This is a genomic window from Lysinibacillus sp. COL-1 (assembly GCF_059814265.1).
The window spans coordinates 2,374,193-2,397,401 of the sequence record NZ_JCAWSJ010000004.1 but is presented as its reverse complement, the minus strand read 5'-3'; the positions used below and the strand labels follow the sequence as shown (position 1 = coordinate 2,397,401).

40 protein-coding genes and 2 pseudogenes are annotated in these 23,209 nt (G+C 36.2%); 33 read left to right on the top strand and 9 right to left on the bottom strand.

All coding sequences use genetic code 11. The features are described from left to right. The first annotated feature begins 15 nt into the window (after positions 1 to 15). Positions 16 to 189 carry a hypothetical protein gene (locus AC6BKE_RS20290; RefSeq protein WP_499857868.1) on the top strand — a complete coding sequence of 58 codons (174 nt, stop codon included), beginning with the start codon at positions 16 to 18 and terminating at the stop codon, positions 187 to 189. Here AC6BKE_RS20290 and AC6BKE_RS20285 read toward each other — a convergent pair. From AC6BKE_RS20285 to AC6BKE_RS20250, 8 genes and pseudogenes are all read right to left on the bottom strand, one after another. Then, positions 172 to 756: an excalibur calcium-binding domain-containing protein gene (locus tag AC6BKE_RS20285; RefSeq protein WP_338651292.1), complete on the bottom strand. Its 585-nt coding sequence runs from the start codon at positions 754 to 756 to the stop codon at positions 172 to 174. The genes AC6BKE_RS20290 and AC6BKE_RS20285 overlap by 18 nt on opposite strands. Before the next feature lie 259 nt (positions 757 to 1,015). Next, positions 1,016 to 1,108, bottom strand: a pseudogene (locus AC6BKE_RS20280) (SHOCT domain-containing protein); the annotation flags it as partial. Between the two features lie 609 nt (positions 1,109 to 1,717). Then, positions 1,718 to 1,885, bottom strand: a complete 168-nt coding sequence (locus AC6BKE_RS20275; protein WP_499857867.1) for a PH domain-containing protein — start codon at positions 1,883 to 1,885, stop codon at positions 1,718 to 1,720. Positions 1,886 to 2,510: 625 nt separating this feature from the next. After that, the gene (locus tag AC6BKE_RS20270; protein ID WP_499857866.1) at positions 2,511 to 3,674 is read right to left on the bottom strand and encodes a site-specific integrase; all 1,164 of its coding nucleotides are present in this window, start codon (positions 3,672 to 3,674) and stop codon (positions 2,511 to 2,513) included. A gap of 101 nt (positions 3,675 to 3,775) precedes the next feature. Further along, positions 3,776 to 4,213, bottom strand: coding sequence for an ImmA/IrrE family metallo-endopeptidase (locus AC6BKE_RS20265; protein WP_499857864.1), 438 nt, complete (start codon positions 4,211 to 4,213; stop codon positions 3,776 to 3,778). A gap of 18 nt (positions 4,214 to 4,231) precedes the next feature. Next, a complete protein-coding gene (locus AC6BKE_RS20260) occupies positions 4,232 to 5,290 on the bottom strand; it encodes a thermonuclease family protein (protein WP_499857863.1) in 1,059 nt (352 codons plus the stop codon). Positions 5,291 to 5,298: 8 nt separating this feature from the next. Beyond that, on the bottom strand, positions 5,299 to 6,027 hold the full coding sequence (locus AC6BKE_RS20255; protein WP_499857862.1) for a PH domain-containing protein: 729 nt from the start codon (positions 6,025 to 6,027) through the stop codon (positions 5,299 to 5,301). Between the two features lie 69 nt (positions 6,028 to 6,096). Further along, the gene (locus AC6BKE_RS20250) at positions 6,097 to 6,588 is read right to left on the bottom strand and encodes a helix-turn-helix domain-containing protein (protein WP_499857861.1); all 492 of its coding nucleotides are present in this window, start codon (positions 6,586 to 6,588) and stop codon (positions 6,097 to 6,099) included. A gap of 169 nt (positions 6,589 to 6,757) precedes the next feature. On the opposite strand from AC6BKE_RS20250, the gene AC6BKE_RS20245 reads away from it, so the two are divergent. The 28 genes from AC6BKE_RS20245 (at position 6,758) to AC6BKE_RS20110 (ending at position 21,201) form a co-directional block, all read left to right on the top strand. Further along, positions 6,758 to 7,012: a helix-turn-helix domain-containing protein gene (locus AC6BKE_RS20245; RefSeq protein WP_499857860.1), complete on the top strand. Its 255-nt coding sequence runs from the start codon at positions 6,758 to 6,760 to the stop codon at positions 7,010 to 7,012. Between the two features lie 43 nt (positions 7,013 to 7,055). Further along, the gene (locus AC6BKE_RS20240; protein WP_499857859.1) at positions 7,056 to 7,841 is read left to right on the top strand and encodes a phage antirepressor; all 786 of its coding nucleotides are present in this window, start codon (positions 7,056 to 7,058) and stop codon (positions 7,839 to 7,841) included. After that, entirely contained in the window at positions 7,838 to 8,152 is a 315-nt protein-coding gene (locus tag AC6BKE_RS20235; RefSeq protein ID WP_499857857.1) for a hypothetical protein, read from the top strand. The genes AC6BKE_RS20240 and AC6BKE_RS20235 overlap by 4 nt, the downstream gene beginning before the upstream one ends. A gap of 203 nt (positions 8,153 to 8,355) precedes the next feature. Next, a complete protein-coding gene (locus tag AC6BKE_RS20230; RefSeq protein WP_499857855.1) occupies positions 8,356 to 8,874 on the top strand; it encodes a helix-turn-helix domain-containing protein in 519 nt (172 codons plus the stop codon). Next, complete coding sequence (locus AC6BKE_RS20225; protein ID WP_499857853.1) at positions 8,871 to 9,113, top strand: hypothetical protein; 243 nt, start codon at positions 8,871 to 8,873, stop codon at positions 9,111 to 9,113. Before AC6BKE_RS20230 ends, AC6BKE_RS20225 begins: the two co-directional genes overlap by 4 nt. 168 nt (positions 9,114 to 9,281) lie before the next feature. Beyond that, positions 9,282 to 9,617 carry a RyR domain-containing protein gene (locus tag AC6BKE_RS20220; protein WP_499857852.1) on the top strand — a complete coding sequence of 112 codons (336 nt, stop codon included), beginning with the start codon at positions 9,282 to 9,284 and terminating at the stop codon, positions 9,615 to 9,617. A gap of 243 nt (positions 9,618 to 9,860) precedes the next feature. Next, positions 9,861 to 10,136, top strand: coding sequence for a hypothetical protein (locus tag AC6BKE_RS20215; RefSeq protein WP_499857850.1), 276 nt, complete (start codon positions 9,861 to 9,863; stop codon positions 10,134 to 10,136). Next, positions 10,133 to 10,369 carry a YqaI family protein gene (locus AC6BKE_RS20210; RefSeq protein WP_499857848.1) on the top strand — a complete coding sequence of 79 codons (237 nt, stop codon included), beginning with the start codon at positions 10,133 to 10,135 and terminating at the stop codon, positions 10,367 to 10,369. The genes AC6BKE_RS20215 and AC6BKE_RS20210 overlap by 4 nt, the downstream gene beginning before the upstream one ends. A 69-nt stretch (positions 10,370 to 10,438) precedes the next feature. Then, positions 10,439 to 11,377: a YqaJ viral recombinase family nuclease gene (locus AC6BKE_RS20205; RefSeq protein WP_499857846.1), complete on the top strand. Its 939-nt coding sequence runs from the start codon at positions 10,439 to 10,441 to the stop codon at positions 11,375 to 11,377. 3 nt (positions 11,378 to 11,380) lie between these two features. Next, positions 11,381 to 12,187: a recombinase RecT gene (locus tag AC6BKE_RS20200; RefSeq protein WP_499857844.1), complete on the top strand. Its 807-nt coding sequence runs from the start codon at positions 11,381 to 11,383 to the stop codon at positions 12,185 to 12,187. 201 nt (positions 12,188 to 12,388) lie between these two features. After that, positions 12,389 to 13,099 (top strand): hypothetical protein, encoded by a 711-nt coding sequence (locus AC6BKE_RS20195; RefSeq protein ID WP_499857842.1) that lies wholly within the window; start codon positions 12,389 to 12,391, stop codon positions 13,097 to 13,099. A gap of 63 nt (positions 13,100 to 13,162) precedes the next feature. Beyond that, the gene (locus AC6BKE_RS20190) at positions 13,163 to 13,573 is read left to right on the top strand and encodes a hypothetical protein (RefSeq protein WP_340811279.1); all 411 of its coding nucleotides are present in this window, start codon (positions 13,163 to 13,165) and stop codon (positions 13,571 to 13,573) included. 12 nt (positions 13,574 to 13,585) lie between these two features. Then, complete coding sequence (locus AC6BKE_RS20185) at positions 13,586 to 13,834, top strand: hypothetical protein (protein WP_340811278.1); 249 nt, start codon at positions 13,586 to 13,588, stop codon at positions 13,832 to 13,834. A gap of 15 nt (positions 13,835 to 13,849) precedes the next feature. Beyond that, positions 13,850 to 14,641 (top strand): DnaD domain protein, encoded by a 792-nt coding sequence (locus AC6BKE_RS20180; protein ID WP_340811277.1) that lies wholly within the window; start codon positions 13,850 to 13,852, stop codon positions 14,639 to 14,641. After that, positions 14,565 to 15,386 (top strand): ATP-binding protein, encoded by an 822-nt coding sequence (locus tag AC6BKE_RS20175; protein WP_340811275.1) that lies wholly within the window; start codon positions 14,565 to 14,567, stop codon positions 15,384 to 15,386. The genes AC6BKE_RS20180 and AC6BKE_RS20175 overlap by 77 nt, the downstream gene beginning before the upstream one ends. A gap of 33 nt (positions 15,387 to 15,419) precedes the next feature. Further along, positions 15,420 to 16,133, top strand: coding sequence for a YoqU family phage-derived protein (locus tag AC6BKE_RS20170; protein ID WP_499857839.1), 714 nt, complete (start codon positions 15,420 to 15,422; stop codon positions 16,131 to 16,133). A 6-nt stretch (positions 16,134 to 16,139) separates the two neighbouring features. Then, entirely contained in the window at positions 16,140 to 16,649 is a 510-nt protein-coding gene (locus AC6BKE_RS20165; protein WP_499857836.1) for a hypothetical protein, read from the top strand. Between the two features lie 131 nt (positions 16,650 to 16,780). Then, positions 16,781 to 16,969 carry a hypothetical protein gene (locus tag AC6BKE_RS20160; protein WP_499857835.1) on the top strand — a complete coding sequence of 63 codons (189 nt, stop codon included), beginning with the start codon at positions 16,781 to 16,783 and terminating at the stop codon, positions 16,967 to 16,969. Between the two features lie 100 nt (positions 16,970 to 17,069). Then, positions 17,070 to 17,540, top strand: a complete 471-nt coding sequence (locus AC6BKE_RS20155; RefSeq protein ID WP_499857833.1) for a YopX family protein — start codon at positions 17,070 to 17,072, stop codon at positions 17,538 to 17,540. Next, positions 17,537 to 18,046: a single-stranded DNA-binding protein gene (ssb, locus tag AC6BKE_RS20150; protein ID WP_499857832.1), complete on the top strand. Its 510-nt coding sequence runs from the start codon at positions 17,537 to 17,539 to the stop codon at positions 18,044 to 18,046. Before AC6BKE_RS20155 ends, ssb begins: the two co-directional genes overlap by 4 nt. A gap of 18 nt (positions 18,047 to 18,064) precedes the next feature. Beyond that, positions 18,065 to 18,265 carry a hypothetical protein gene (locus AC6BKE_RS20145; RefSeq protein ID WP_499857830.1) on the top strand — a complete coding sequence of 67 codons (201 nt, stop codon included), beginning with the start codon at positions 18,065 to 18,067 and terminating at the stop codon, positions 18,263 to 18,265. After that, positions 18,243 to 18,797: a dUTP diphosphatase gene (locus AC6BKE_RS20140; protein WP_499857829.1), complete on the top strand. Its 555-nt coding sequence runs from the start codon at positions 18,243 to 18,245 to the stop codon at positions 18,795 to 18,797. Before AC6BKE_RS20145 ends, AC6BKE_RS20140 begins: the two co-directional genes overlap by 23 nt. Next, positions 18,797 to 18,961 (top strand): DUF6011 domain-containing protein, encoded by a 165-nt coding sequence (locus tag AC6BKE_RS20135; protein ID WP_499858329.1) that lies wholly within the window; start codon positions 18,797 to 18,799, stop codon positions 18,959 to 18,961. Before AC6BKE_RS20140 ends, AC6BKE_RS20135 begins: the two co-directional genes overlap by 1 nt. A 75-nt stretch (positions 18,962 to 19,036) precedes the next feature. Next, a complete protein-coding gene (locus AC6BKE_RS20130) occupies positions 19,037 to 19,453 on the top strand; it encodes a DUF1064 domain-containing protein (RefSeq protein ID WP_330493025.1) in 417 nt (138 codons plus the stop codon). A 253-nt stretch (positions 19,454 to 19,706) separates the two neighbouring features. Then, the gene (locus AC6BKE_RS20125) at positions 19,707 to 20,216 is read left to right on the top strand and encodes a YosH family protein (protein ID WP_499857827.1); all 510 of its coding nucleotides are present in this window, start codon (positions 19,707 to 19,709) and stop codon (positions 20,214 to 20,216) included. A 41-nt stretch (positions 20,217 to 20,257) separates the two neighbouring features. Continuing rightward, positions 20,258 to 20,518: a hypothetical protein gene (locus tag AC6BKE_RS20120; protein WP_499857826.1), complete on the top strand. Its 261-nt coding sequence runs from the start codon at positions 20,258 to 20,260 to the stop codon at positions 20,516 to 20,518. Between the two features lie 49 nt (positions 20,519 to 20,567). After that, positions 20,568 to 20,876: a hypothetical protein gene (locus AC6BKE_RS20115; protein ID WP_499857825.1), complete on the top strand. Its 309-nt coding sequence runs from the start codon at positions 20,568 to 20,570 to the stop codon at positions 20,874 to 20,876. A gap of 40 nt (positions 20,877 to 20,916) precedes the next feature. Further along, positions 20,917 to 21,201, top strand: coding sequence for a hypothetical protein (locus AC6BKE_RS20110; RefSeq protein ID WP_499857823.1), 285 nt, complete (start codon positions 20,917 to 20,919; stop codon positions 21,199 to 21,201). A gap of 34 nt (positions 21,202 to 21,235) precedes the next feature. Here AC6BKE_RS20110 and AC6BKE_RS20105 read toward each other — a convergent pair whose 3' ends face one another. Next, positions 21,236 to 21,463, bottom strand: a complete 228-nt coding sequence (locus AC6BKE_RS20105; protein WP_499857821.1) for a hypothetical protein — start codon at positions 21,461 to 21,463, stop codon at positions 21,236 to 21,238. Between the two features lie 122 nt (positions 21,464 to 21,585). Here AC6BKE_RS20105 and AC6BKE_RS20100 point away from each other — a divergent pair, with 122 nt between their 5' ends. The 4 genes and pseudogenes from AC6BKE_RS20100 to AC6BKE_RS20085 all read left to right on the top strand — a co-directional run bounded on the left by AC6BKE_RS20100 (position 21,586) and on the right by AC6BKE_RS20085 (position 23,150). Continuing rightward, positions 21,586 to 21,999 carry a LuxR C-terminal-related transcriptional regulator gene (locus AC6BKE_RS20100; RefSeq protein WP_499857819.1) on the top strand — a complete coding sequence of 138 codons (414 nt, stop codon included), beginning with the start codon at positions 21,586 to 21,588 and terminating at the stop codon, positions 21,997 to 21,999. A 24-nt stretch (positions 22,000 to 22,023) separates the two neighbouring features. Then, the gene (locus AC6BKE_RS20095) at positions 22,024 to 22,182 is read left to right on the top strand and encodes a DUF7167 family protein (RefSeq protein ID WP_499857817.1); all 159 of its coding nucleotides are present in this window, start codon (positions 22,024 to 22,026) and stop codon (positions 22,180 to 22,182) included. A 519-nt stretch (positions 22,183 to 22,701) separates the two neighbouring features. Then, positions 22,702 to 22,833, top strand: a pseudogene (locus tag AC6BKE_RS20090) (Thoeris anti-defense Tad2 family protein); the annotation flags it as partial. A 35-nt stretch (positions 22,834 to 22,868) separates the two neighbouring features. Continuing rightward, on the top strand, positions 22,869 to 23,150 hold the full coding sequence (locus AC6BKE_RS20085; RefSeq protein WP_499857816.1) for a hypothetical protein: 282 nt from the start codon (positions 22,869 to 22,871) through the stop codon (positions 23,148 to 23,150). Positions 23,151 to 23,209: the final 59 nt, after the last annotated feature.

The following is a 23,209-nucleotide window of genomic DNA, read 5'->3' as shown; positions in this document are numbered from 1 at the left end:
AGGAGGAAATTATTTATGGCAATTAATAAAGGAAATACTGATTTTAATTTAACTGTTTCACAAACGGGGGATAAGAGTTTTGAACTGAAACTAAAGTGGCCGAGAACAGAACAGTTTTATATAAACAAGAAAAGAAGTCACCCATTTAAAATAATGAGTGACTTTCTTTTGTTATTTATCACAAGCTAATCCATCACCATCTCTATCGAGTCTTGATGAGTAACCGGGTTCTCCTCTTCTAATGTTCGAATAACCTGCTGCTTTAGCTTCTTTACAATTTCTGAAGTTTAAAGTATGTTGTGGTGTTGCTGTTGTAGTAGTCTGTTGAGCAGCTTCTTGCTTTTGTGTTTCTTCAAGCTTTTTTTGCTCTTCTTGTTGCTTTATCTCTTCTTGTTTTTTACGTTCATTTTCTTGTTCTTCTAGTTTTCTTTGTTCTTCCAACTTCTTTTGCTCTTCAATTTTATGCTCGTAATCTTTAATTTTCTGATCAATATCCTTTTCTCTTGCTTTTAAATCATTTTCGAATTTAATCAATTTGTTTTCTTTCTCTTCCAATTGCTGTTCCTTTTTAATTAACTCTTCTTCTTTTGCCCTATTTGTTCCACCAAAACATGAAGATAGTAAAACTATAATTACAAAAAATAAAGTAATAATGACGCGTATTTGTTTAGTAAAATGACCGTACTTCCACATTAAAAATAAACCTAATGGAAAGAAGATAATTAAAAAGAATATAGTCCAAAATCTACTATGCATTACTAGATTCCTCCTAGATAATTATGTATAACATTGGTAATTATATCACCTATAAGTGATATTTTACAGATAAGTAAATGAAATTCTGTTAAGTGAAATTTGATAAAACAAAGAAGCTGGGACAAAAGAAAAAATGTTAGACCAAGATACAATCGGTCTGACATTTTTTTGATTTAGGAAGAAATATTTAACTCAATGAGGCGAAAAAATTATTATCTATTTTCGCTATTTTTCAAAATAATCGAGTTCTGTCCCAGCCTCATATATCTAATAGCTGTTTCTTCTTTGCATCAAATTCTTCCTGTGTTAAAATACCAGCATCCATTAGTTCTTTCAATTTAATTAATTCATCAGTTGGTATTGGTAATGTTGTTAGGAGGGGAGTGACAGCTACTTGTGTAGTCTCTTCCTCTTCGGCAACAATTAACAATGAAAGCTTTTTAAGGTCCTTCTTATCGGATTTGATGACTAAAGGCACTTTCTCTCCGTTTTCTCGTTTTAAAAATAGGGTAGCTACTGATTTATCTTTCCCGATATTAGCTCCCATTGCTCCAGCTATAGCTCCCGCATTACCGAATTTACTTCTGATTACTGTCCAGCCAACTTTACTTGAAGTACTCTTTTGGACATTTTCTACACGTTCCCATTTAATTAATTTGGAAGTTTCTGGTTCTTTGAAGTCTACAACAATATCTATATAACCGTGTTTAGTTTGTTGTAAAACGTAATTAAAACCACTTTCTTTTATCTGTTCTTTTCCATTCAAGATGGTCATGTTTAGCCTGATTGCTTTAGGTGCTTTTTCTTTCTTTTGAGGTATTGTTTTTTCTGGAATGCTGAAGATATTTTCAAATTCATTCGCGAAAGGTTTGGTTGCATTATCATTAGTTAGTTTGAGTTTAATCTCATTCTTTAAATAGGTGAAATCAACTTCTACAGCTAATATTTTTCTGTTGACGATTTAGTTACTAATAGCAATTACATCGTAAGAAACAAATAATTTTCCTTTTTTATCTTTTTCCAATGTAAGCAATCTTTTAGTAGTTAACAAGAATAAAAAATAAGTTAACTTTTTTGAACCGGTTGTCGCAGATATTATCTGTTCATCATGCTCAATATGAGTTGACAAAATATTTATATCTTCTTCAACAAACGAAATAACCTGTTTACCAGCTGGCTATAAATAAACTCTTATTTGTTCTTGTATATTCAAATTGACTTCGTCATTCCATATAGAATGTTGGTAATACAAGAAAACTATATCAACCCTGTTTGGTGTTGTCAGTACGTTATAAATAATAAATAGGTCACTTATTTGAATGAAATGAGTAACCTACTGTGTGTAAATACAGATTAGTGTAACTGCTCGTGCATGTTTATTTATAAATCATAAAGAGGTACCGCAGTGTTTATATGAATTATATTTCATATTAGAAAAATCCATATATATTTTAGATATTTAAGAAATGCTTCCCTCTATTTTTCAACGTTCCAATTTCCATTGAGCAAAAACCCCGCCAAACCAACACTTTTACGCTATAATGTAGGACGAGGTGAAGAAAATGTTTGTAAGTGAAAAACAGATTGAGATTCGATATGCAGAGACCGACCAAATGGGCGTGGTGTACCATGCAAACTACATCATTTGGTTGGAGATGACGGATAAGTATTGATATAAAGGGGAAGGGAAGGGCACTGAAATTGATGTACCCCAATTTGTACCCCAAATACATCAAAAATCGATTTTTCCTAAATCATCCTCCAGTTGCGAACTGATTCATTAATTCAATGGATTTGATTTCATCTTTTTCGAATGAGTGAACATATTCTTTTAGAATAGTATTTGGATCATCACCTAAGATTTTTGCAACAGTTACAAGTGTTTCTCCACGTGATAGCAAGATTGAAGCTACTGTATGTCTTAAACCGTGTGGGGATATCCTTTTTAATTCGTACTTAGTACAAATCATGTCAATCGCATCTTCAACGTATGTTAGCCCAATAGGGCGGCAACCTTGACGAGATATAAATACATAGTCAGTATCTTCATGCTTCAAACTTCGTTCCCACTTCTTTTTAATACACCAAGCCTTGTACTTTTTAAGTTGGGCGTATAATTGGTCATTCATTTTAATTTTTCGATAGCCATTATCACTCTTTGGTGGACCAAGCCCTGTCCGAGTACGTGCCTTATTAATAATTATTGCCTTATTTTTAAAATCAAGATCATTCCATGTTAACCCCATCATTTCACCTTTACGCATACCTGTCATTGCCAAAGTTAAAATTGAAGAATACCTAGTAGAAGGATCATTTTCTTTAACACATTGCAAAAATTGTTCCAGCTCTTCTTCAGTAAAATGATTTTCTTTATCACTAGTAGGGGCAGCACTAAAATCCATTTTTTTAAAACGATCACGAATAAGAATTTCTTCTTCAACTGCATAGGAAACAGCTGATTTAAAAACACGAAATACTCCTTGGACTGTAGGACGCATTAATCCATAAGAAACTAGTTTATCAATTAGTTCACGTTGGAGAGTCATTTTTGTAAGTTTTTGAAGCTTGTAGTGACCAATGAGTGGTTTGATATGATTTTTATAAGATTCTTGGTAATGCACATAGGTACCAGGACGCCAAACTTTCTTCTTCATTTCAAACCATATCTCCATCCATTGAGCCACAGTCAAATTAGCGCTCTCTACAAACCTGTCATTTCCATCAAGTACATTAGCTTTTACCTCGATCAATGCTCTTTCAGCAGCTTTTTCAGTTTCGAAACCTAACATAGTTTTTTCTTTACGTTTACCAAAACGGTCGTAATATTTATAACGAAAAGCAAATTTCTTTTTGTTGTTTGTATCTTTGTACCAATAAATACAATCTTTTTTTGTTTTAATCATTTTATATCTAGCCATTTTTGATTACCTCCATAAATCACACGGGCAGGTGCAGTTTATATAGGATAATCAGGTTGCATCACTCCTTTCAAATGGGAATGTATGTTCTTGTTTAAGTGTTAAAATAGCACCTTAAATTTAAGTTCAGCCAATTCGACGGGAACATGGTGTAAGGTAGCTATATCATATATCGTCATGTGTTCATACAAGTCAAATAAACTTTCGTCCGGAATTAATAGGTGTGCAGCAAATCTATTTGCCTCTATTTCGATTTTATCTACAGAAAAAAGAGTGTGTTTTCTCATGAACGGAGTATTGACTTTAGGATGTAAAATTGCGTGACCTAACTCATGAGAACACACTAATCTTTGATAATTAATATCAAGATTGCTGTTTATAACAATATACTGATTCCGACGATCATATTTATAGTAACCCCGAATTTCTTCATGTAAATTATGAAACAGGACATGTATATTTAAATATGCAGCCAATTCATATGGACAATCTGTTTTAAATTTTTGTTTAAGGTTTACCACTTTTTCTCTAATCCACATGTAATCACTTCTCTTTTTCTATCTTTCGCATGCCCATCCGTCTTTGTCACGATCGTGTTTAGAAGCGTAAGCAGGGTGGTCCTGTCCAACACCTGAAGGATAAACTTTTCTTAACTCAGTGCAATTCTTATAATATTCATATCCACCAGAAGAAGTTGCTGATGTTGTATTGGTATTATTGCTAGAATTATTATTAGTGGTTGTAGTAGGGGATGAGTCTAAGTCCCCTTTAGTTGTACCTTCGGCACCATAAGCCCATAAACCTTTATTTTGATTACGTGCTTCACGAGCAAACGTAACAAAGTGTTCGCTGTAGGTCACATCAGGGTTATAAGTAGATGGTTCTGCATAACCATCAAGTACTAACTTAGCATTAAACATTTTTGAACGGATTTCATTTTCATTTTTTAAGTCAGTTGGTATATCAGTCCAAACTATTCTCAATAATCTTCCGTACTGATCTGTCTCAGACACATCTTTTTGCAAGTACACTTGTTTACCTTCTAGCTGAGATTTAGTGAAGTTACTTGCCTCGGTTCCATAGGTTTCAGTACTCGTAGTTGACTCTGGTGTATTCACACCAATTAAACGAACCTTATTGCCATCCGAAAGCTCAACAGTGTCACCATCAACTACTCTTGAAATAGTGGCAGTTACCAACCCAAGATTCAATAATTTTTCCTTTAATTGTTTTTCTTCTTCGGCTTTTTTCTTTTCTTGCTCCTGTTTTTTAATTTCTTCAGAGGATTGTTTAGTATCAGAAACTACAACTGGTAAGCTCTCTGTCTTTTTGTCATCTTTAGCTACTTTTTCAATTGCAATAGTATCTTTCTCTTTTTCTACTACTTCTGTAGCAGGTTCTGTAAGAATAATTGCAGTAATCCAACAAAAAGCAAAGCCAGCTGCTATTATTAAACCTGGTCTCGAAAATGTGACTTTCCCTTTATTTTGTTGTATTTTTTGGTATATCCCAAATAATATTAATAAAATTCCAACCCATATTATAGGGGAAGCACTGACTAACACTAGTGTTATTAAAAAGAAGAATAGTAGTAAGATCCATTTAATAATTTTCATAATGCACCTCAAGAATTTAGTATTTTTTCTTTTTCAATTAAAAATTCTTCTTCTGTTAAGATACCTTGTTCTTTTAACTTAGCGATCTTTTCCAAAGCAGTATATTTATCTGCATTTTTAGCTTTGGTAGAAGTATTCCTACTAATTGGTGCATTTCTTAATAGATTAATTTGTTTTGTGACAACACTGACAAATTGATTTAAGCGATCATTCGAAATAATATCATCAAACCTTTTACGACTTCTTCCCATATCGATATAAATTACTTTTTCACTAAAGCGTTCGTTCGCTTGCGCTATACCATTCATTTTTCTGTAATCGAATTCTTCAATGAATTGCCCATATCCAGCACCAGAAGAAACGAATACAAGTCTTTGATCAGTTGCAATTAATAAACCTTTTATTTCTCGTTTTTTTGTTTTGTCATATTCGGCTTTTATGGAATGTAATACGTTTTCATTTGGTTGCAAAACAAAACTTTCAAAATAGTGGATGGTTCCTTTAAGTAAAGAGAAATCTAAACCTGTGCCAAAGCCGAGTCCAATGTATTTTTCTTGTAATGCTTTTTCTTGAACTTTTTTAGTATCACGTTCACGCTGTTTTTCTTCAAACTGTTGTTTTCGCAATTCTTCTTGTTTCTTCATTTCAGCTTGCTTTTCAGCTTTTCTAATACGATCAGCTTCTAGTTCCTCAGGTGTTTTATCTTGTGTTCCTAATAATTTTTTTAAAAAACTCATATGCCCAGCCCCTCCATAAAAGTATAAATATTACAAAAGTTATTCATAAAAAAAGGCGTGTACTGCCTTCTATTTATGTTTTTTAGGTATATACTTTTTGTTGATTCTTTGTGTAGTTCTATATATATGCTCCATAGATTCAATTAGAGATTCTTTTGCTTCTTCGGATAAAGGTTCCCCATCAAAAGCTAATGCATCTGAATGTTCAATATCTTCACTAAATTTTTTTAATAACTTTCCAATATCTCGTTCATCTTTTTCAGTTAGTTGAGAATCATAAGGACTTCTTTTTTTATCAATATAATCTGTTTTAGTATCGGGTTCTAGATATCCAGCGATTTTCATCAATTCGTTATAGTCTACTTTTAGCGCGCTAGCGATTTTTTCGATTGTTGAAGGTTTTGGTATACCACGTTTACCAGTTTCTATTCTTGAAAGTTGAGAAGAGCTTATTCCTGAATATAAAGACAGTTGATTTATTGTAAATCCTTTTTTTAATCGTAATGATTTCACATATTCGCCGAAATTATTTTCTTCGAAGTGCTCATAAACATTATTCACTTTATAAAGTCACCTCCAATGCTATGTATATAAGAATTTTAAGTGTTTCTATTCCCAAAAGGCAATTAGGTTCGAATTTTTTTAAATAAAAGTGTTGCCAAAAGACAAAATATAGTTTATATTAATGCCATAAGGCAATTGCCAAAAGGGAAGAATGAGAGGTGACAACATGAAAACTTGTGAAAATAGTGTAAAAGTTAAGGTCGATTTCTTGGACAAGTATCTTAAAGAGAACAACCTAACAGAAAGTGAATTTGCAAAAACAATCGGCGTTGCTCATAGTACAGTGAACCGTGTTATGAATGGCAAAAGAAATCCTGGTGGAAAATTTATTATTGGTGTTTTATCCAACTTTTCAGATTTAAAGTTTGAACAAGTATTTACTTACATTAGTGAGTTGCCAAAAGGCAACAAAACGGCATGATAAGGCAGAAATATTTTTATATTACTGAATAGGAGGATTAATCATGAAGCAATTACAAGTTATCCATGAGCAAGTAGTATTAATGAAAAAATTCAAAGTATTTGGAACGGTAAAGAATCCGTTATTTTTAGCTAAAGATATAGCTGGTTGGATTGATTATGATGTTTCTTCATTAAATAAAATGTTAGCTAATGTAGATGATGATGAAAAGCTTATCGGAAAAATATTCCGAGCAGGTCAAAATCGTGATACATGGTTCTTAACAGAAGACGGTTTATATGAAGTGTTAATGCAATCACGTAAACCTATTGCTAAACAGTTCAAAAAACAAGTTAAAAACATCTTAAAAGAAATTCGACTTAATGGAGGTTATATTGCTACAGACGAAAATGATGACGATGCATCAATTATGGCTAAAGCGCTACTCATCGCTCAAAAAACTATCGAAAATAACAAGAAAAAAATCGTTGAGCAGCAACTAATAATTGAAGCTCAAAAACCAAAAGTGCTTTTTGCTGAAGCAATTCAAGCAAGCGAAACAACAATTCTGATTGGTGAGTTCGCTAAAATCCTAAAACAAAACGGTGTAGATGTTGGGCAAAAACGTCTATTCGAATGGTTAAGGGAAAATGGTTATCTAATCAAACGTAAAGGTTCTGATTATAACTCACCAACACAAAAGTCAATGGAACTAGGGTTGTTTGAAATTAAAGAAACACCAATTCACCATAATAGTGGAGAAATTAGTATTAACAGAACCTCAAAAATAACTGGTAAAGGACAAGCCTACTTTATTGCTAAGTTTTTAAATAAGGCGGTGGCAATGTGATTGCAACAGCACCCAATGAAAGTACAGTCATTAAAACATTATTCGAAATGTCAGGTATCACAAAAGAAAAAATTACTTCTGAACTGCGTGAACTCATAACTGAAACAGCGAGACAAGAAATTTTATTTTGGGATATTGACGACATTATGAGAGCAACAACATTTAAGAAAACGTTTTTAGAAGAACATATCTTATGTGATCCACGTATTAAACAATACGAAAGACAACGCGGATTTAAAGGAAAGCGTGTCTGGTTATATGAACCGACAGCGAAAACTATTAAAAATATCATTATGAATGAATGGAATTAAATAAAAGCACGGGCAGGTGCAATTTAATAGGAGAGGCCAGGGCAAATGGCCTCGAACAAACTACCAATCTAGTAGAAATCTAAGAGGTAGGGGCAAATCTACCTCTTAACCATTATTATACAGAGAATTTATATAAAGTGCGGTCTCTTACAAGTTAACTTTTCAATGAAATGTGACTTTATATAAAAGAAAGGAATGGAAATATGACTGTTACTGGAAATTTAGTTGGCGAAGTAATGAAAGAAATTAGGGGCGATGAAACGCAGTTGCGATTCGGATTTGATTTTGGAGTAGGGAGAGAGGCGATATCAAAATATGAAAACGGCCGTAGTAAGGTACCAGCAGATATAAGTAAAAGTATCGTAGAGAAGTTCGATGACCCCAAGTTCGCGCTTGCTATACAACATCAATATACAGGTACAGGCCCGATATGGTTAAACGGACCAAATGTAGATCTTCATAGGTGTAGTGTACGTGAGAAAACAATAGAAGAACTCCAGGAAGCAATTGACGCAATTAAAAAAACAAGCTTATCAAAACCGAAAGGTGCAATTAGTCCATACGAGATGCAAATAATGATGGACACACTTGAGGAAGCAGTAGAAGCTCAAACAGCATTAGCTAACTTTATAGCTGTGATGACGGACCACACAGGTATTAGTTACACCAGTGTTTGGGATAGCCATTATCAGTACTTGCACAAGGAAGGGTTTATTAAATGAATATAAATGAACAAATCGAACGTGAAAATAGACGTATCGAAGATCTTGCAATCGAAATCGTAATGCTAGCAAGAAAAGGTGAAACAGACATAGCAAAACAACTAGAACGAGACCTACATAATTCGTTAACACAACTAGAAAAACTTCATAAGAAAAAAGAGTTATGGACAACTGTAGCAGATTTAAACCAACGAGGGATACTTGTTCAGGTGGTGAAGAAACTTGCGCATCAAGCCTAGAGCGTGGCGACATATGACGCTAAAACAGAGGTTAATCTATGTACATTTCTTTTGTGATAAGAGGATGTTGGTGAGGCTAAATGAATACAAAAAAGCTGCTTAATCGAGCGAGGATTAAACAGCATGACAATCATATACAAGTCCATTATATCACATGGAGGTAATTAAATGAATATAGAATTAATTGCAAAAATCTGTAACAACGTTATCTACGAATACTGTAAGAGCCAATACAATTTTTCGGAAACACTATGGGATATTGCTCCTGACTGGCAAAAAGAATCTGCTATAAGGGGAGTCAAATTTGCTTTAGAAAATGAACGTACACCAGAAGAAATGCATGAACATTGGTTGGTCCGAATGCGTGAAGAAGGCTGGGTTTATGGGCACATAATGGACTCAGAGTTAAAAACACATCCATGTATCCAACAATATGACGAGTTACCAGAGTATCAGCGCACAAAGTACAAGTTATTCAAATCTGTTGTGAATTCGTTTTTATAATCATAGACGTTTGCGAATGAAAATTCGCCCTCGTCAAGCAGCCAGCAATTTGCCGTCTCCCTACGGTAAGCTTTGCCAAAATTGTTGGTTGCTTGATGGGGCTAGCAATCTACTTATATAAACCGAGCGGAGCATGCCAAGACGGACCGTTTAAATCCCGAGCAGCAGCAATAGCCAACGCCAAGACGTGATGTAAGTAGATTGGTGGTTATCCATCAAAAATATACGAAAGGATTGATCTATATGAAATTAGTTAATGCAGTATCTAAGATTGCTGAATTGCCACTGATTTTAGAGCGATATGGCATATCTACAGAAGATGTACTCAAAGCCGAGTATAGCGCTGGTGCTGCTGATATTGATGTCTCAGTATTACTTTGTTCTTTAGAGTCTATAAAAAAGCTAGGTGACTATGAAACCGAGAGATTTATAGGCTACAAAGGTGAGCAATGTGTACAGTACAAACTCAACAAATATGGCATATCATTTGCTTGTTGTAAATGTGAGGTGATTGCATGAGACAACTTATGGAAGTAGAGAATCCAATGGTTCTTGGTACGTTCGAGCCAACCAATAAGGTGCCAACATTTCGTTATGTAGAAATGAAAAATGATTTTCGAGATATCTATGGTAGTTTAATAGTTTTCAATGATGATTTCATGAAGTTTCAAAACGGTGATATCGTCCACATGGATAACATTCATACGTACCTTGAGGAACATCACAATGCGGTATTTTGCACAAAAAAATAAACCACTACTCAGAATAGTGGCTTAGGAAAAAACATTTTTACCATCATATCACGAAAGGAAGTAATTTGCATGGTTTTAGCAAAAATTACAACTGCTGATATGAGTCGTGACGAGTGGTTAGACGCTCGTCGCGCTGGTATCGGTGGGTCTGATGCAGGGACAATTATGGGGTTTAATCCATATAAAAGTGCTTACCAACTATTTTTAGAAAAGACAGGTCAGTTTTACGAGAAGATCGAAAATGAAGCTATTCATTTCGGAAATAAGTTTGAGAATTTAGTTGCTGAAGAATTTGCAGAACGTACAGGTAAAAAAGTGAGACGTATGAACAAAATGTTGGTTCATCCAGAACACAATTTTATGTTGGCTAATCTAGATCGAGTAGTCGTTGGTGAGCGAGCTGTACTTGAATGTAAAACAGCTAATGAGTATTTAAAGGGTGAATGGGAAGGTGAGGAAATACCAGCAAGTTATTTATGCCAAGTCCATCATTATCTAGCTGTTACAGGCTTTGAAAAGGCTTATATTGCGGTACTGATTGGTGGCAACAAATTCATCTGGAAAGAAATCGAACGTGACGACGAATTTATAGAAATCCTCATAGATCGAGAGAAAGACTTTTGGGAGAATCACGTTTTAAAAGATGTGGCGCCACCTATTGATGGTTCAGATGCAACAAACGACTTAATCAAAAAAATGTACCCACAAGATGATGGTACGGCCATCATGCTCACAAAGGATGATGATGTCCTACTGGATGCTATCGATTCCATTTCAAGCGAAATTAAAGCGTTAGAGCAACAAAAGAAAGAGTATGAGAATCAGTTAAAGCTCAGGTTAGAAAACGCTACAGAAGGGCACTCTCAACGTCATAAGGTGACATTTAAGACGGTTGTTTCGAATCGTGTTGATAGTAAACGACTGAAAGTAGACGCCCCTGATATTTACGACAAATTCATTAAACCATCATCTTCTCGACGACTAACAATAAAAAAATTGGAGGCTTAATAAATGGCTACTACAAATGAATTAAAAGCAAAGTCACAAAATCAAGTATCAAAGCAAGCTTCTCCTGAAACATCCTTAAATGCTTTGTTAAAAAAGATGGGTCCTGAAATCCAACGTGCTTTACCAAAACACATGGACGCTGATCGAATTGCTCGTATCGCTTTAACAGCAGTTCGAACAACTCCAAAGTTACTGGAATGCGACCAAATCAGTTTTGTAGCTGCGCTTATGCAATCAGCTCAACTAGGTGTGGAACCAAATACAGGGCTTGGACAAGCCTATTTAATCCCTTATGGAGGCAAAGTACAGTTCCAACTAGGATACAAAGGTTTAATCGATCTAGCTGTACGTAGTGGTCAGTACAAGGCTATTTATGCACACGAAGTATATGCAGAGGATAAATTTTCGTTTGCATACGGATTACACAAGGATTTAGTGCATGTGCCATCAACAAATCCAGAAGGTGAGCCAATCGGCTACTACGCTGTATACCACTTGAAAAACGGTGGATATGACTTTGTGTACTGGACACGAGAGCATATTGATAAGCATGCTAAGACCTTCTCTCAAGCTGTTCAAAAGGGTTGGACAAGCCCATGGAAAACCAATTATGACGCGATGGCTAAGAAAACTGTACTCAAAGAAGTACTAAAATACGCTCCAAAATCAATTGAGCTACAGAAGGTTGTAGAGGCTGATGAAACGATCAAAACCGAGGTTTCAGAGGATATGAGTGATGTTATCGATGTTACAGATTACTCAGTTATTGAAGAAGAACAAACTCAAGAGGAATTGATTATTGAACAGTAACGTGCCTCACAAAGTCCTTCTGCCTGCTTGGATATTTGAGCAGGCGAAGGATAACGATGAAATCAGACGCTTGGTGCTGGATTACATGCGTAGATACCCAAACTATAGGGTGACCAAGGTTAGTGGTAGTTTGGCAATCTGTGAGAGACAGGACGGACTGTTATAGATGCACAGAAAAATAAATGAAAGAGGGAGAAATAAATGGACTTAAATAAAATGGTGATGGATAGTTTAGCGAAAATGCAATCAGAAGGAAAGGTTCAAGAGATTGTTGATAAACACGTTGAATCCACTGTGAATGATGTTGTTAAGGACTTGTTTGGTAACTGGAGTGATTTTTCTAAGCAACTTAAAGAAAAAGCAAATGAAGCGCTACAGATCAACTTCAAAGACTTAAATCTTGCATCATATAACCATCTAATTTTACAAGCAATTAAAGATAAGCTGGATGATGAGATTACAAATCAAGGCGTAGCTCAAATAAAAAATCAAATCGAAGTTCTGTTATCTGATACAAAACGTGAATACAAATTATCCGAATTAGTTAAAGAACTTTCGAAGGAAATTGAGGATTTAGATGATTTAGGTTATGAAGAATACCACGAAATGACGTTACATGTAGACAATCCATATGGCTCGTCGTGGATTGGATTAGATTCAAGAAACGATATAAGTGAATACGATTGCAAATACAGGCTCCTTGTAAACAGTGAAGGCGAAGTTTGTTCTGTAAAAATAAATAATAAGGAAAGTTACAGTCGTAGAAATATCAATGAATTTGATGTTAAAGCAGTATTAAACGGTTTGCACGGACTGGAAGAAACGTTATTCAAGATTTATACAAGTGGAGCAAAGTTAATTATTGATGAAGAATCGTGTGAATTAGAGATTTCTAATCCTGAATACGATTAATGTGGGATTTATGAATAAGTCTGTGATTAAAAATTTGAATATTGAAAATATGGAGGGCAAACCATGCAAGTATTTCAACAAAACATCTTCGGTGGCGAGGATGAAATTATCTCTACTGTGCCAGTCATTGTGTTAAAGCACAAAGAAAAGGAAAGCCGTTATCTAGCTGCAGATATTGAAGTAGCAGATTTCAGTGATCCAGACGGTGATATAACGATGGACGATATCCAAGATGCTTTCATCATTGTTCGTAACGATCGTCAAAAGCCAGGTCCAGAAGATGTCGAAGAGGTGCGTTTATTATCAGAGGCACATAAGCGAGGGATGATAAAAAAGTATGGTGACAAAGCTGTGGTCAGTTATGACGTAACGGAATGGTTAAAAACTTATGAGCCAGTGAACATCGACATACCAGTAGATAAATTCAATCTAGCATGTGAAGCGAATGGTTGGGAGTCAGTGAAAACGTACTAGGAGGGGCGAGGCATGGATAAACAAATTACAGTAACGATGCCAGTTGAAGAATACGAAAGGTTGAAAAGGGATGAAATTAGGCATGAGGCTTTAATACACAGTCTACGAAGTTGTATTGGAGTACAGGAAGTTGGAAACGAAGGCGAAACTCAATTGATTGTAATTACCGATTCAGTAGTCGAATTACTTGCTCCATTTAACGACTGGGATTTCGAATTAGAGCATTTCGACAAGGTTATTATTCGACCATACAAAGGCTAGGAGGGGCGAGGGCAAATGGGCATCATCCGAGTGGCTAAGAACAGCAACTATGTAGTGATGAATCGAACGGCATTGAACGATAACCGGCTATCTTGGAAAGCTAAAGGCATAATGGCATACATGCTTTCAATGCCGGATGATTGGGTGTTCCACATGAATGAACTAGTGACGCACTCAACTGATGGAGAGCGAGCTTTTAGGGCTGGATTTAAGGAACTACAAGATCATGGATACATTACACGTCAACCTGTACGCGAAGGGCAACGCATTGCAAGTTGGGAAACGATAGTTCATGAAGTTCCTCAAGAAAAAGAAGATTCTCTACTTTGCGGTTTTGTACATGTAGAGAATGAAGATGTACAAAACGTACATGTACAAAATGAAGATGTACAAAACAGCAGACTACTAAGTACTGATAATAACCAAGTATTGAATAAACCAAATACTGATAATAACCAAGTACTGACTACAGACACGAAGCATGCTCAAAAGCTATATGAGTTTTTTGTCAGTCGTCTGCAAAAGTTTCCTAGTGATAAGTTACGAGATGACATTGAATACTACCTAGCAACCTATCATGATGTGGATCTTATTATCGAAGCGTTTGAGCGAGCACTTATAAATAGCCGAGTTACAAATAAAGAAAAATATGCTACTGGAACATTACGCAACTGGAAACATGAAGGCGTAACATCTATCCAACTATTAGCTAAAAAGGAGGCGCAGCAACTTGCAGGCAATCAACACAACACTACAAAAGGACAGCGTACTACACAAAGTGAACTCGGGGTTGATGTGGGCTTCTAGTAAATGTGAGAAACATGATATTCCACTGATGATCGTAAATGGTAAAGAATCTTGTCCTAGATGCTTTTGCGAGAAAGAAAATGCTGCATTCGAAGCTGAATTTAAAGCTGAACTCCAGCAACAGCAAGCAAAGGTTAAGTTTAATACACTCGCAAATAAAAGTTTGATACAGGACAAAACATTATTAGATGCCACGTTTGATAGCTATATTGCACGGACAGCCGAAGAACAGACAAATAAACAAAAAGCATTGCAATATTTAGAACGCTACCAACAAGGCCGCCGTTTCAATCTTTGGTTTAACGGCAAGCCAGGTGTTGGGAAGAGTCACTTGTCTATGAGCATCTTAAAGGCTCTCAATAGCTTGCATGTATCATGTTTGTATATCGACATCGATGAAATGTTGAGAAAGATTAGATCTAGTTTTAACGACAAGGACTCTCCATTCACTGAGCAGTATTTCACCGATTTACTAACGAACGTTGACTACTTGGTACTGGACGATTTAGGAGCAGAAACAGGTAACATCGATACGAACAAACAGGCTACGGATTTCACCAGCAGATTATTACGAGCTGTTGTTAATGGAAGACAAGATAAATCAACAATCGTAACTACGAATCTATCAAGTAAAGCGCTAATGAATATGTATGATCCAAAGCTAATTAGCCGCATGATGAAGAATTTAGAAACGATTATTTTTACAGAAACAACGGACAAACGTATTAAAAATATTGGATTTTAGAGGGGCAACAGCCCCTTGATGGAGGGTGAAGGGATGATAGTTAAAGCAGAATTTGAAAACACTACGATGCTTTTTGGAGATTCATATAAACCGTGGCAGATGCAATTCGATGAATGGGCTTGGTTAAGTAAGAACGATAAATCATTGAACTTAGTAAGAGTTACAGTTTCGGAAGAAGATTGGGTATCGTGGGGCGGATTGAAATGGTGTCCTGAAGATCGCTTTCAGCATCAATTGAATCGGGAAGGTTGCCAAGATGATGAACCAGTAAACCCAAATCCACGACGATACAGTGAAATGCAATTTACGCGTGATGCAAAGGTTGAACGCAAAGTATTGAAGATGCTTGATATTACACCTAAACAGCATCGTTTAAATATCATGAATAGTCTTATTCGTTTCATTTCAGAACGAGGTCGTAGATTCTTTTATCGAGAAGAAACTCTATTAGATAAAAATAAAGATTTCACAGCTTACATGAAAATAAAAAACAATCGTGTTTATTATGTTGATGATTACACTCAAACAGAAATACCGATGGTCAAACATGGGAGCTGGCAAGGTTTTAGTCACGGAGGTACATTACGAGCATTAGTTTCAGAATTTGCTAATTTTATTCGCACTGGCATTCCTTGTAACGGCACGTATGGCTATGGTGGTTTATACAGTGGTGATTGGGGTCACAGCGATGAAATTCAGCAAGAAATAATCGACTATGCCAAAGAGATTGGCTATTTAAAGGGGTGAATGAGGATGAAGCAAGAACAATTGAATGCCATTAAAGAACGTGTGGAGAAGGCTACGCCGGGGCCATGGTATTCCAGTCCTGACGGTACGGTTTATCTGAAACATACACAAGATGTAGCAGATGTTTGGACTGATAATAAAGAATTAGATGCTGCATTTATAGCTAATGCTCGCGAAGATGTGCCAGCACTTGTGGCCGAGGTTGAGAGGTTGCAGAATCGTTGCGAACTTTACGAACTTGCTAAAAGAAATGACAAGAAAACGATTGAGCAAATATCTAAATTTAATGAACAATTAACCACAGATTTATTCAAACGGATGGACCACAACGGTAAGCTTGCAAAACAAAAATCTGATGCTGTTAAAGAAATTGAACGACTACGTAAAGCACTAGAAAAAGTCATGGAAGTCGAATCACCAAATATGGAAGGTTGGGAAACATCTGCTTATAAAATAGCGCACGAAGCATTGGATGGTGAATTGGATGTCCAACGGAAACAAAATCATCACACGTAGTAATAGCAAAATCATGATTAGGGATGGTGAGTTAACGAGGATTTTAAATGCTACAGAAATACAGCAATGGCACCATATCATCGCAAAGGTCGAGCAGTTTCAAAATAAAGAATTAGAGAGGAGTACTTTTCTTGAATGAACAATTTCTGATTGATCAAATCACTTTCTATCTAGGGCAACATCAAGAGTTTGGTGGTAAACATAACGAAAGAATGGCTTATAAACGTCTTGATCAATTAATCGCTTTAAAGGGATTAAAGGACCGGGAAGAAGCCACGGATTACTATATCGGAACGTTGGAAGGGGCGATGGCTGCATGAGACGACGCAACGGCATACCAATTGCACATCCTGATTTTAAATCACTCAAAAGAGAGGGATTCAAAATAATTGAGGTGTGGGATAAGAGGGAGGTTTCAGCATGAGTAGAGAGATTAAGTTTCGAGCATGGGATAAAACATACAACTTCATGTCTTATAAAGTGCTTGTAGGTAATACAGATACAACAGATGAAAATTATACAGCTCATTGTATATGGGTAGAACCTGAAAATGTGGATTATGAACGAGAACCAGGCTGGATGCATTTTGATGAACATTCAGATGTAATTCTTCTGCAATACACAGGCTTAAAGGACAAGCATGGTACAGAGATTTTTGAGGGGGATATAATCCGTTTCACAAATGGAATAGACGAAGTATATGAGGAAATCGGTACAGTAGTTTTTGATTTAGAAGAGTGTGGATATAAAGCACAATATACCGACGATGGCGTTACACATTGTATTTACCTTATAAACCCAAAAGGTTTTGCTGATAAATACACAGAAATTACGTATGAAATCATTGGCAACATCTACGAAGACAGTCACCTACTGGAGGTAACATCATGATCAACCGAGTCGTTTTAGTTGGCCGACTTACAAAAGATCCTGAATTGCGCTATACGCCAAATGGAATCGCATCATGTCGCTTCACAGTTGCAGTAAATCGTGCATTCAACAAAGAGGGTGAAGAAAAACAAGCTGACTTCATTAGTTGTGTGGCTTGGCGTAAACAGGCTGAAAATCTAGCTAACTTCATGAAGAAAGCTAGTCTAATAGGTTTGGAAGGGCGAATTCAAACAGGTAGCTATGAAGGGCAGGATGGAAAGCGTGTGTTTACTACTGACGTTGTAGCAGACAGCATCCAATTCTTAGAGCCGAGAAACAGCACAGGGAGCTCGCAGGGCGCATCAAACCACGAATCTAGTACAAATACAGGTGGACAGTATCAAGGCAGTTCACAGGGGCAATATAGCGGTAATAACAACCAGCCAAGTTATATGCAGGGGAATGAAGATCCGTTTGCGAATTCAAAGGCACCAATAGAGGTGGATGAATCAGATTTGCCATTCTGATGTAAGGAGTGATCACTGATGATAACGAAACAACCAAAAAAGAAAATCCTTGAAGCTAAAACAAGAGATAGGCTCAATAAACAAATCCAAGCAGAAGCAAGGAACCATTGGTATCCAATCAGCGATATTAAATTTTACGATCATGAACCAAAGCCATATCAAGTCTTAATGAAATTCGGAAAAGGGGCAGAAAACAATGAACTTAACAAAACTATTTGAAACACAAGCAGCATTGGACGAGCACATCATTCAGGAACATCCAGAGCTACGAGGGCAGAACAATCTTGACTGGAAGTTGTTAGCGTTACAGGTTGAGTTAGGGGAATGCGCGAACGAATGGCGTGGGTTTAAGAAGTGGAGTAAGGACCAGAAGCCAAGGACCGAAATATACTCCGGTGAATACCTTGTTCTACCTGATGGACAAGAAATCGAGAAAGTAACTAACCCACTCCTTGAAGAATACGTTGACTGCTTGCATTTCATTTTGAGTATTGGGTTGGAATTAGTCATTAATCCAACTTTAGATTGGGATGACATTACAACTGATGAATCAGATATTACACGTAAATTTTTAGAGATTACTTCTAGAATCCTTGAAGTGGATCAGTGGGAGAATACCGACTCTTGGGAGGAGCTTTTTGAGGAATTTTATCTGTTAGGTAAGTTGCTAGGCTTCAAATGGGATCAAGTCGAAGAAGCTTACTACGATAAAAATAAGGTGAATCATGCTAGACAGGAGAGTGGGTATTGATGAAACTATGTGAACGTTGTAATCGCCAACTAAAGTCTCAAAAATCAATTGATGTAGGTATGGGGCCAACATGTAAGAAAAAGCATGAAACTGAACAATCAGAGATTGAGTTCAATAAAAACCAAATTACAATCGATGAAGTGATGGAAAGTAAAACAGCTTAAATATACACGCTGCTGATAGAACGGCATTAGGTTGTTTTATCAGCAGACTTTTAAGAGTGCTAACAGGAGGCAAACATGAGCAAAGCGAAATACGGCAACAAGAAAGTTGTGCGTGATGGAAATACATTCGATTCAGCAATGGAAGCAAAATATTACGATCATTTGAAACATCTACAAGCGCAAGGCATTGTGACCTCCTTTGAATTACAGCCTAGATTCGTATTACTGCCGAAGTTCGAAAAGAACGGTAAGAAATATCGTGAGATTGGTTATAACGCAGATTTCACAGTTCATTATGCAGATGGACATACAGAAGTGGTTGATATTAAGGGAATGGTTACACAGCAATTTGAATTGAGGAAGAAGTTATTCGAATACCGTTTTCCTCACGAATTAAAGCTTCTAACGTATTCAAAGATTGATGGTGGTTGGATAACTCATGATGATCTTAAAAAGGCTAGGAAAGCACGTAAAGAGGCAAAAGCAGGGTGATGGAAATGAATACAGTTCGCAAGGAAGTCAAACAACGTAGAGCCAGGCTAATCAATCAACAGGACCACATAGCTTTTCTAAAGTGTAAAGGGTGCCCGAAAAAGAGAGCCTATGATCCTACCAAGAAATGCAGAGGATGCAAGGTTTATAGAGAACTACGTAGCATTGGGAAAGAACTGGAACATATTAGTAATTTACGTAGGTGGAAGAAGTGAAGAATCGAAAGAAATTGTTCAATAAAGGAGATGGAGAAATGGAATACAAATTTAAAGCATGGCAACTATTTGAAGAATATCAAACAATTGCTATCGAAGATGATTTTGACGCAATCATGTGGGGATTGGATCACCAATTAGATATTTTTACGCAAGATAACAAATTGGTATACAGTCCAAATGATGATGAAGAAAGCAATTTCGAACGATTGGAAAAGTACGGTGTAAAATGCATTGATAACAAAAACGGGCGTTCTTGGGAACGTATTCCTTTACAATATTTCGAGTTTTCAGAGCCTTATTATGCGCTTATTAAAGCGAGAAATGAAGAGGGAGCTGCTCGTGTATATATTGATGAAGTAGCTGGCGATGAATCTGAACTAGAGGAGCTGACAGAAGAAGCGAAACCTGTTTCAGAAGTGTACGCAGCAGTACGTATGGCACGTGGAACAAATGAAGATGGAAGTTTAATGGATATGAACTTTGTATTTACGCAGTTAGAAAAACATGAAGAAATGGCAGTGCTTTGGGATGGCAGCCTATCATAATCAATCTTGAAAGAAAATATGCAGTAAGGGAGTTGGTAAATTTGGATTTCAAAATTATAAATGAACGTCAGATAATCTTACAATTAGCTATGCAAGAGGCGTATAAAAAGCGTGATGAATGCCAACGAGGTTTTGATAGTTTGGACAATAAACTAAATACTATGACCGCTGACGATTGTGATAAAGATAAAGTTGTTGAATCTATGCTTTACTTTAAAGAATGTCGAGATGGCTGGCAAGAAACAATTGACCATATAAGACAATGGCAGGATGAATTAGGCCAAGGGCTGGAGGGCTGTTAGGTAAGAGGAAAGTGGTTAGTTGAAAAATATTGTACAGGAGAGTGAAAGAATGACAGAACGTCGGTTAACAGCTCGATTAGCAAGTATTCGTGAAGAGTTATACAGCGTTGATGAAGTTATGGCAACAGGTATGTATGCAGAACCGTCCGTTGTAATTGATGAAATGGTAAAGGAAATTAAAGAATCTCGAAATGATTTAAAAACAGCTGGAGATTTATTTTTAACAGCTATTTCAAAACTACAGAATATTCAGATGCAAGTAAGTGAAGTTGATGAAAAGGACCGCACGATTGGCGTTCAATTATCCGAATTGGAAAGTGAATTTAGCAAATTACATGATATGTGGTCTGAGAAGTAGCCGAACAATTTAAAAAAATTAAAGAGAAGGAATGATGAAAATGACGGTAAAGACTAAGATTTGGGCGATTGAGAAACGACTATCTTTTGAAGAATTGAATGCAAAACTAGATGAGTATAACGATATTTATTCAGGAAGATTAGTAATTTTAAAGAAAGATGGTGAGTATTACCGCATTACGCATTTCAGTATTTTAAGTCATAACAGTAAAGCTGAATATGCTGTAAACTATCATCCATTTAACAATGAAACGAAACACGATTATGTAAAAATCCGTCACACAAGACCAGCTAGAGAGTTCTTCGACGGTCGATTTAGTTACTGAACATTTTGAGGATTGTGCGCATAAAAAAGACAACTCATTTAGAGTTGCTAAACAAGTGAATTGCCATTTCCGCATCCAGTTCAGAGATGCTAAATATTTCTCGGAGATATTGTGGAGTTGGTAGTTCACCATAATCTTGCAAGTAACCTGTTATAAATGATTTAAGTTTCTCTTTAATTGGAGCATTGATTATTTGTACCCGTGGATCAGCTACATCAATTTTTGTTCTTGGGTATACAATAAAACTTTTTGTATTTTGCATTAGAAAACGTCCTTTCAAGGATTAAAAGCCGCAGCGTGATCAGACGCTACAGCTCGAATTGGTTTATGCCCATCTAGGCTAGTCAGATAAGTAATTATAACACAACTTAGGAGGGCAAACCTATGTTAAAAGAAAGAACACTAACGATTACACCAGATGCTTTAGATTCAATGATTACAGACTACCACTGGATGGTTAACGCCATCAAAGAAATGCGGTCAGAAATGGTTATAGGGGCAAAAACGGCACAGTATGGAATTGAGGCTACACTACCAAAGGCAGCAGGCGGTGTAGGTGATCCAATTATGCAGGAGGCTGTTAGACGTTCGAAAAACATTAAGCGTGTTGCAGAGTACGAGAAAAAGCTTTTAGAGGTTCAGAAGCTTCTTGATAATGTTACTGGTGATAGAGAGGTTCAAGTGTTGAACTGGATGCTAGACGGCAAATCACAACGTTGGATAGCAATAAATATGGGATTAAGCCATACACATGTACGAAATATTAAAGAAAACATTGTTAATCAAATGATGAGGTGAAACGAAACGGATACCAACAAAATAGTGAAATTTACTTTGAGCATTGGTTTTGCAGGCGCCACACATGAAGAGGAATTTACACTTGAAGAATTAGCTTATGACTCTAAACATGACAAGGATTTAGAGGAGTTTTTAGAGCAATCATGGAAAGAGTGGTCCGTAAACTACATTGAGGGTGGATAGTATTTCAACGAATAAAAACAACAGAGTTGCCATACTTTCCAAAGTTGCCATACTTTCAACATTAGGTGAAATGAAAATAGAAGATGTAAAATGGAGGGGAGGTCGGACAGGTAAATGTTTCTTCCCTTGGTATTTATAAAAACCTAAATATTAGGGAAAGACAGACCGACGACCGACCCGCGCTGAGCAAACTTGTTCGGAGCATGACATACACGGCCGGCCCATATTTTTTAAGAGATTAGGTATCTTAATTAATATAAAAGGCTAATAAAACTGAAGGAGTGGTTTATATGTGAACTTCGTCCACTTTCCATAGAATTCAGTCAAACTTACTAAAACAAACTTACTACAGGTTCAAAGTGCACGGAAATGCACTATAAATCTAAAACACAATTACGAAATAACGTGGTACGCTCTGCCACGATGTCAAAAGTGAGCACTCGACATTAGGGTTACCACAATATTTAAGCTTTCATCTTCGGATGGAGGCTTTTTCTTATGTAGAAAGGAGGAATTAGAATGAATTTTGGACAAGCGATTGAAGCTTTAAAATCGGGTAAGAAAGTAGCTCGAAAGGGTTGGAATGGTAAGGGCATGTGGTTAAAACTTATTCCATCTGGTAACGCCATGTTTCAGGGTTATCCTGTGGTTTTGAGAGCAAAATACTCAGTTTGGAGGGATGAACAATGTTCGAATTGTTGATTAAAGCAATAAAAGAATGGTTTATCAAAGTAAAAACAGCTTTATTAGGAAGACCGAAAACAAACTTAAAGACAAAAAACATTGAGCATATTAAATGGCTTGAAAAACAAGGTTTATATACTCAGATAAAAACTACATGTGATTTATCAATCATCCAGAAACGTTATGACGATATTTGTTCAGCTCTTAAATACACTAAACACAGTAAGACAAGAGAATATCTGTTAAAGACCAAGAGAATGTACGAAAATGTAGTGTTTGCTTGAGCCATTCGATATGAGTGGCTTTTCTTTTGCCCTGAAAAGTGAGTATCGAGCAGAGTTTT

What these genes read in the sequence shown, in the direction of transcription:
- AC6BKE_RS20200 (WP_499857844.1), top strand. Translation starts at nt 11,381, where the DNA reads ATGGCTACTACAAATGAATTAAAAGCAAAGTCACAAAATCAAGTATCA.
- AC6BKE_RS20190 (WP_340811279.1), top strand. Translation starts at nt 13,163, where the DNA reads ATGCAAGTATTTCAACAAAACATCTTCGGTGGCGAGGATGAAATTATC.
- AC6BKE_RS20240 (WP_499857859.1), top strand. Translation starts at nt 7,056, where the DNA reads ATGAAGCAATTACAAGTTATCCATGAGCAAGTAGTATTAATGAAAAAA.
- AC6BKE_RS20145 (WP_499857830.1), top strand. Translation starts at nt 18,065, where the DNA reads ATGATAACGAAACAACCAAAAAAGAAAATCCTTGAAGCTAAAACAAGA.
- AC6BKE_RS20260 (WP_499857863.1), bottom strand. Translation starts at nt 5,290, where the DNA reads ATGAAAATTATTAAATGGATCTTACTACTATTCTTCTTTTTAATAACA.
- AC6BKE_RS20255 (WP_499857862.1), bottom strand. Translation starts at nt 6,027, where the DNA reads ATGAGTTTTTTAAAAAAATTATTAGGAACACAAGATAAAACACCTGAG.
- AC6BKE_RS20135 (WP_499858329.1), top strand. Translation starts at nt 18,797, where the DNA reads ATGAAACTATGTGAACGTTGTAATCGCCAACTAAAGTCTCAAAAATCA.
- AC6BKE_RS20205 (WP_499857846.1), top strand. Translation starts at nt 10,439, where the DNA reads ATGGTTTTAGCAAAAATTACAACTGCTGATATGAGTCGTGACGAGTGG.
- AC6BKE_RS20285 (WP_338651292.1), bottom strand. Translation starts at nt 756, where the DNA reads ATGCATAGTAGATTTTGGACTATATTCTTTTTAATTATCTTCTTTCCA.
- AC6BKE_RS20230 (WP_499857855.1), top strand. Translation starts at nt 8,356, where the DNA reads ATGACTGTTACTGGAAATTTAGTTGGCGAAGTAATGAAAGAAATTAGG.
- AC6BKE_RS20185 (WP_340811278.1), top strand. Translation starts at nt 13,586, where the DNA reads ATGGATAAACAAATTACAGTAACGATGCCAGTTGAAGAATACGAAAGG.
- AC6BKE_RS20195 (WP_499857842.1), top strand. Translation starts at nt 12,389, where the DNA reads ATGGACTTAAATAAAATGGTGATGGATAGTTTAGCGAAAATGCAATCA.
- AC6BKE_RS20265 (WP_499857864.1), bottom strand. Translation starts at nt 4,213, where the DNA reads ATGTGGATTAGAGAAAAAGTGGTAAACCTTAAACAAAAATTTAAAACA.
- AC6BKE_RS20165 (WP_499857836.1), top strand. Translation starts at nt 16,140, where the DNA reads ATGAAGCAAGAACAATTGAATGCCATTAAAGAACGTGTGGAGAAGGCT.
- AC6BKE_RS20290 (WP_499857868.1), top strand. Translation starts at nt 16, where the DNA reads ATGGCAATTAATAAAGGAAATACTGATTTTAATTTAACTGTTTCACAA.
- AC6BKE_RS20170 (WP_499857839.1), top strand. Translation starts at nt 15,420, where the DNA reads ATGATAGTTAAAGCAGAATTTGAAAACACTACGATGCTTTTTGGAGAT.
- AC6BKE_RS20085 (WP_499857816.1), top strand. Translation starts at nt 22,869, where the DNA reads ATGTTCGAATTGTTGATTAAAGCAATAAAAGAATGGTTTATCAAAGTA.
- AC6BKE_RS20220 (WP_499857852.1), top strand. Translation starts at nt 9,282, where the DNA reads ATGAATATAGAATTAATTGCAAAAATCTGTAACAACGTTATCTACGAA.
- AC6BKE_RS20180 (WP_340811277.1), top strand. Translation starts at nt 13,850, where the DNA reads ATGGGCATCATCCGAGTGGCTAAGAACAGCAACTATGTAGTGATGAAT.
- AC6BKE_RS20155 (WP_499857833.1), top strand. Translation starts at nt 17,070, where the DNA reads ATGAGTAGAGAGATTAAGTTTCGAGCATGGGATAAAACATACAACTTC.
- AC6BKE_RS20210 (WP_499857848.1), top strand. Translation starts at nt 10,133, where the DNA reads ATGAGACAACTTATGGAAGTAGAGAATCCAATGGTTCTTGGTACGTTC.
- AC6BKE_RS20245 (WP_499857860.1), top strand. Translation starts at nt 6,758, where the DNA reads ATGAAAACTTGTGAAAATAGTGTAAAAGTTAAGGTCGATTTCTTGGAC.
- AC6BKE_RS20225 (WP_499857853.1), top strand. Translation starts at nt 8,871, where the DNA reads ATGAATATAAATGAACAAATCGAACGTGAAAATAGACGTATCGAAGAT.
- AC6BKE_RS20130 (WP_330493025.1), top strand. Translation starts at nt 19,037, where the DNA reads ATGAGCAAAGCGAAATACGGCAACAAGAAAGTTGTGCGTGATGGAAAT.
- ssb (WP_499857832.1), top strand. Translation starts at nt 17,537, where the DNA reads ATGATCAACCGAGTCGTTTTAGTTGGCCGACTTACAAAAGATCCTGAA.
- AC6BKE_RS20110 (WP_499857823.1), top strand. Translation starts at nt 20,917, where the DNA reads ATGACGGTAAAGACTAAGATTTGGGCGATTGAGAAACGACTATCTTTT.
- AC6BKE_RS20270 (WP_499857866.1), bottom strand. Translation starts at nt 3,674, where the DNA reads ATGGCTAGATATAAAATGATTAAAACAAAAAAAGATTGTATTTATTGG.
- AC6BKE_RS20215 (WP_499857850.1), top strand. Translation starts at nt 9,861, where the DNA reads ATGAAATTAGTTAATGCAGTATCTAAGATTGCTGAATTGCCACTGATT.
- AC6BKE_RS20140 (WP_499857829.1), top strand. Translation starts at nt 18,243, where the DNA reads ATGAACTTAACAAAACTATTTGAAACACAAGCAGCATTGGACGAGCAC.
- AC6BKE_RS20105 (WP_499857821.1), bottom strand. Translation starts at nt 21,463, where the DNA reads ATGCAAAATACAAAAAGTTTTATTGTATACCCAAGAACAAAAATTGAT.
- AC6BKE_RS20125 (WP_499857827.1), top strand. Translation starts at nt 19,707, where the DNA reads ATGGAATACAAATTTAAAGCATGGCAACTATTTGAAGAATATCAAACA.
- AC6BKE_RS20115 (WP_499857825.1), top strand. Translation starts at nt 20,568, where the DNA reads ATGACAGAACGTCGGTTAACAGCTCGATTAGCAAGTATTCGTGAAGAG.
- AC6BKE_RS20100 (WP_499857819.1), top strand. Translation starts at nt 21,586, where the DNA reads ATGTTAAAAGAAAGAACACTAACGATTACACCAGATGCTTTAGATTCA.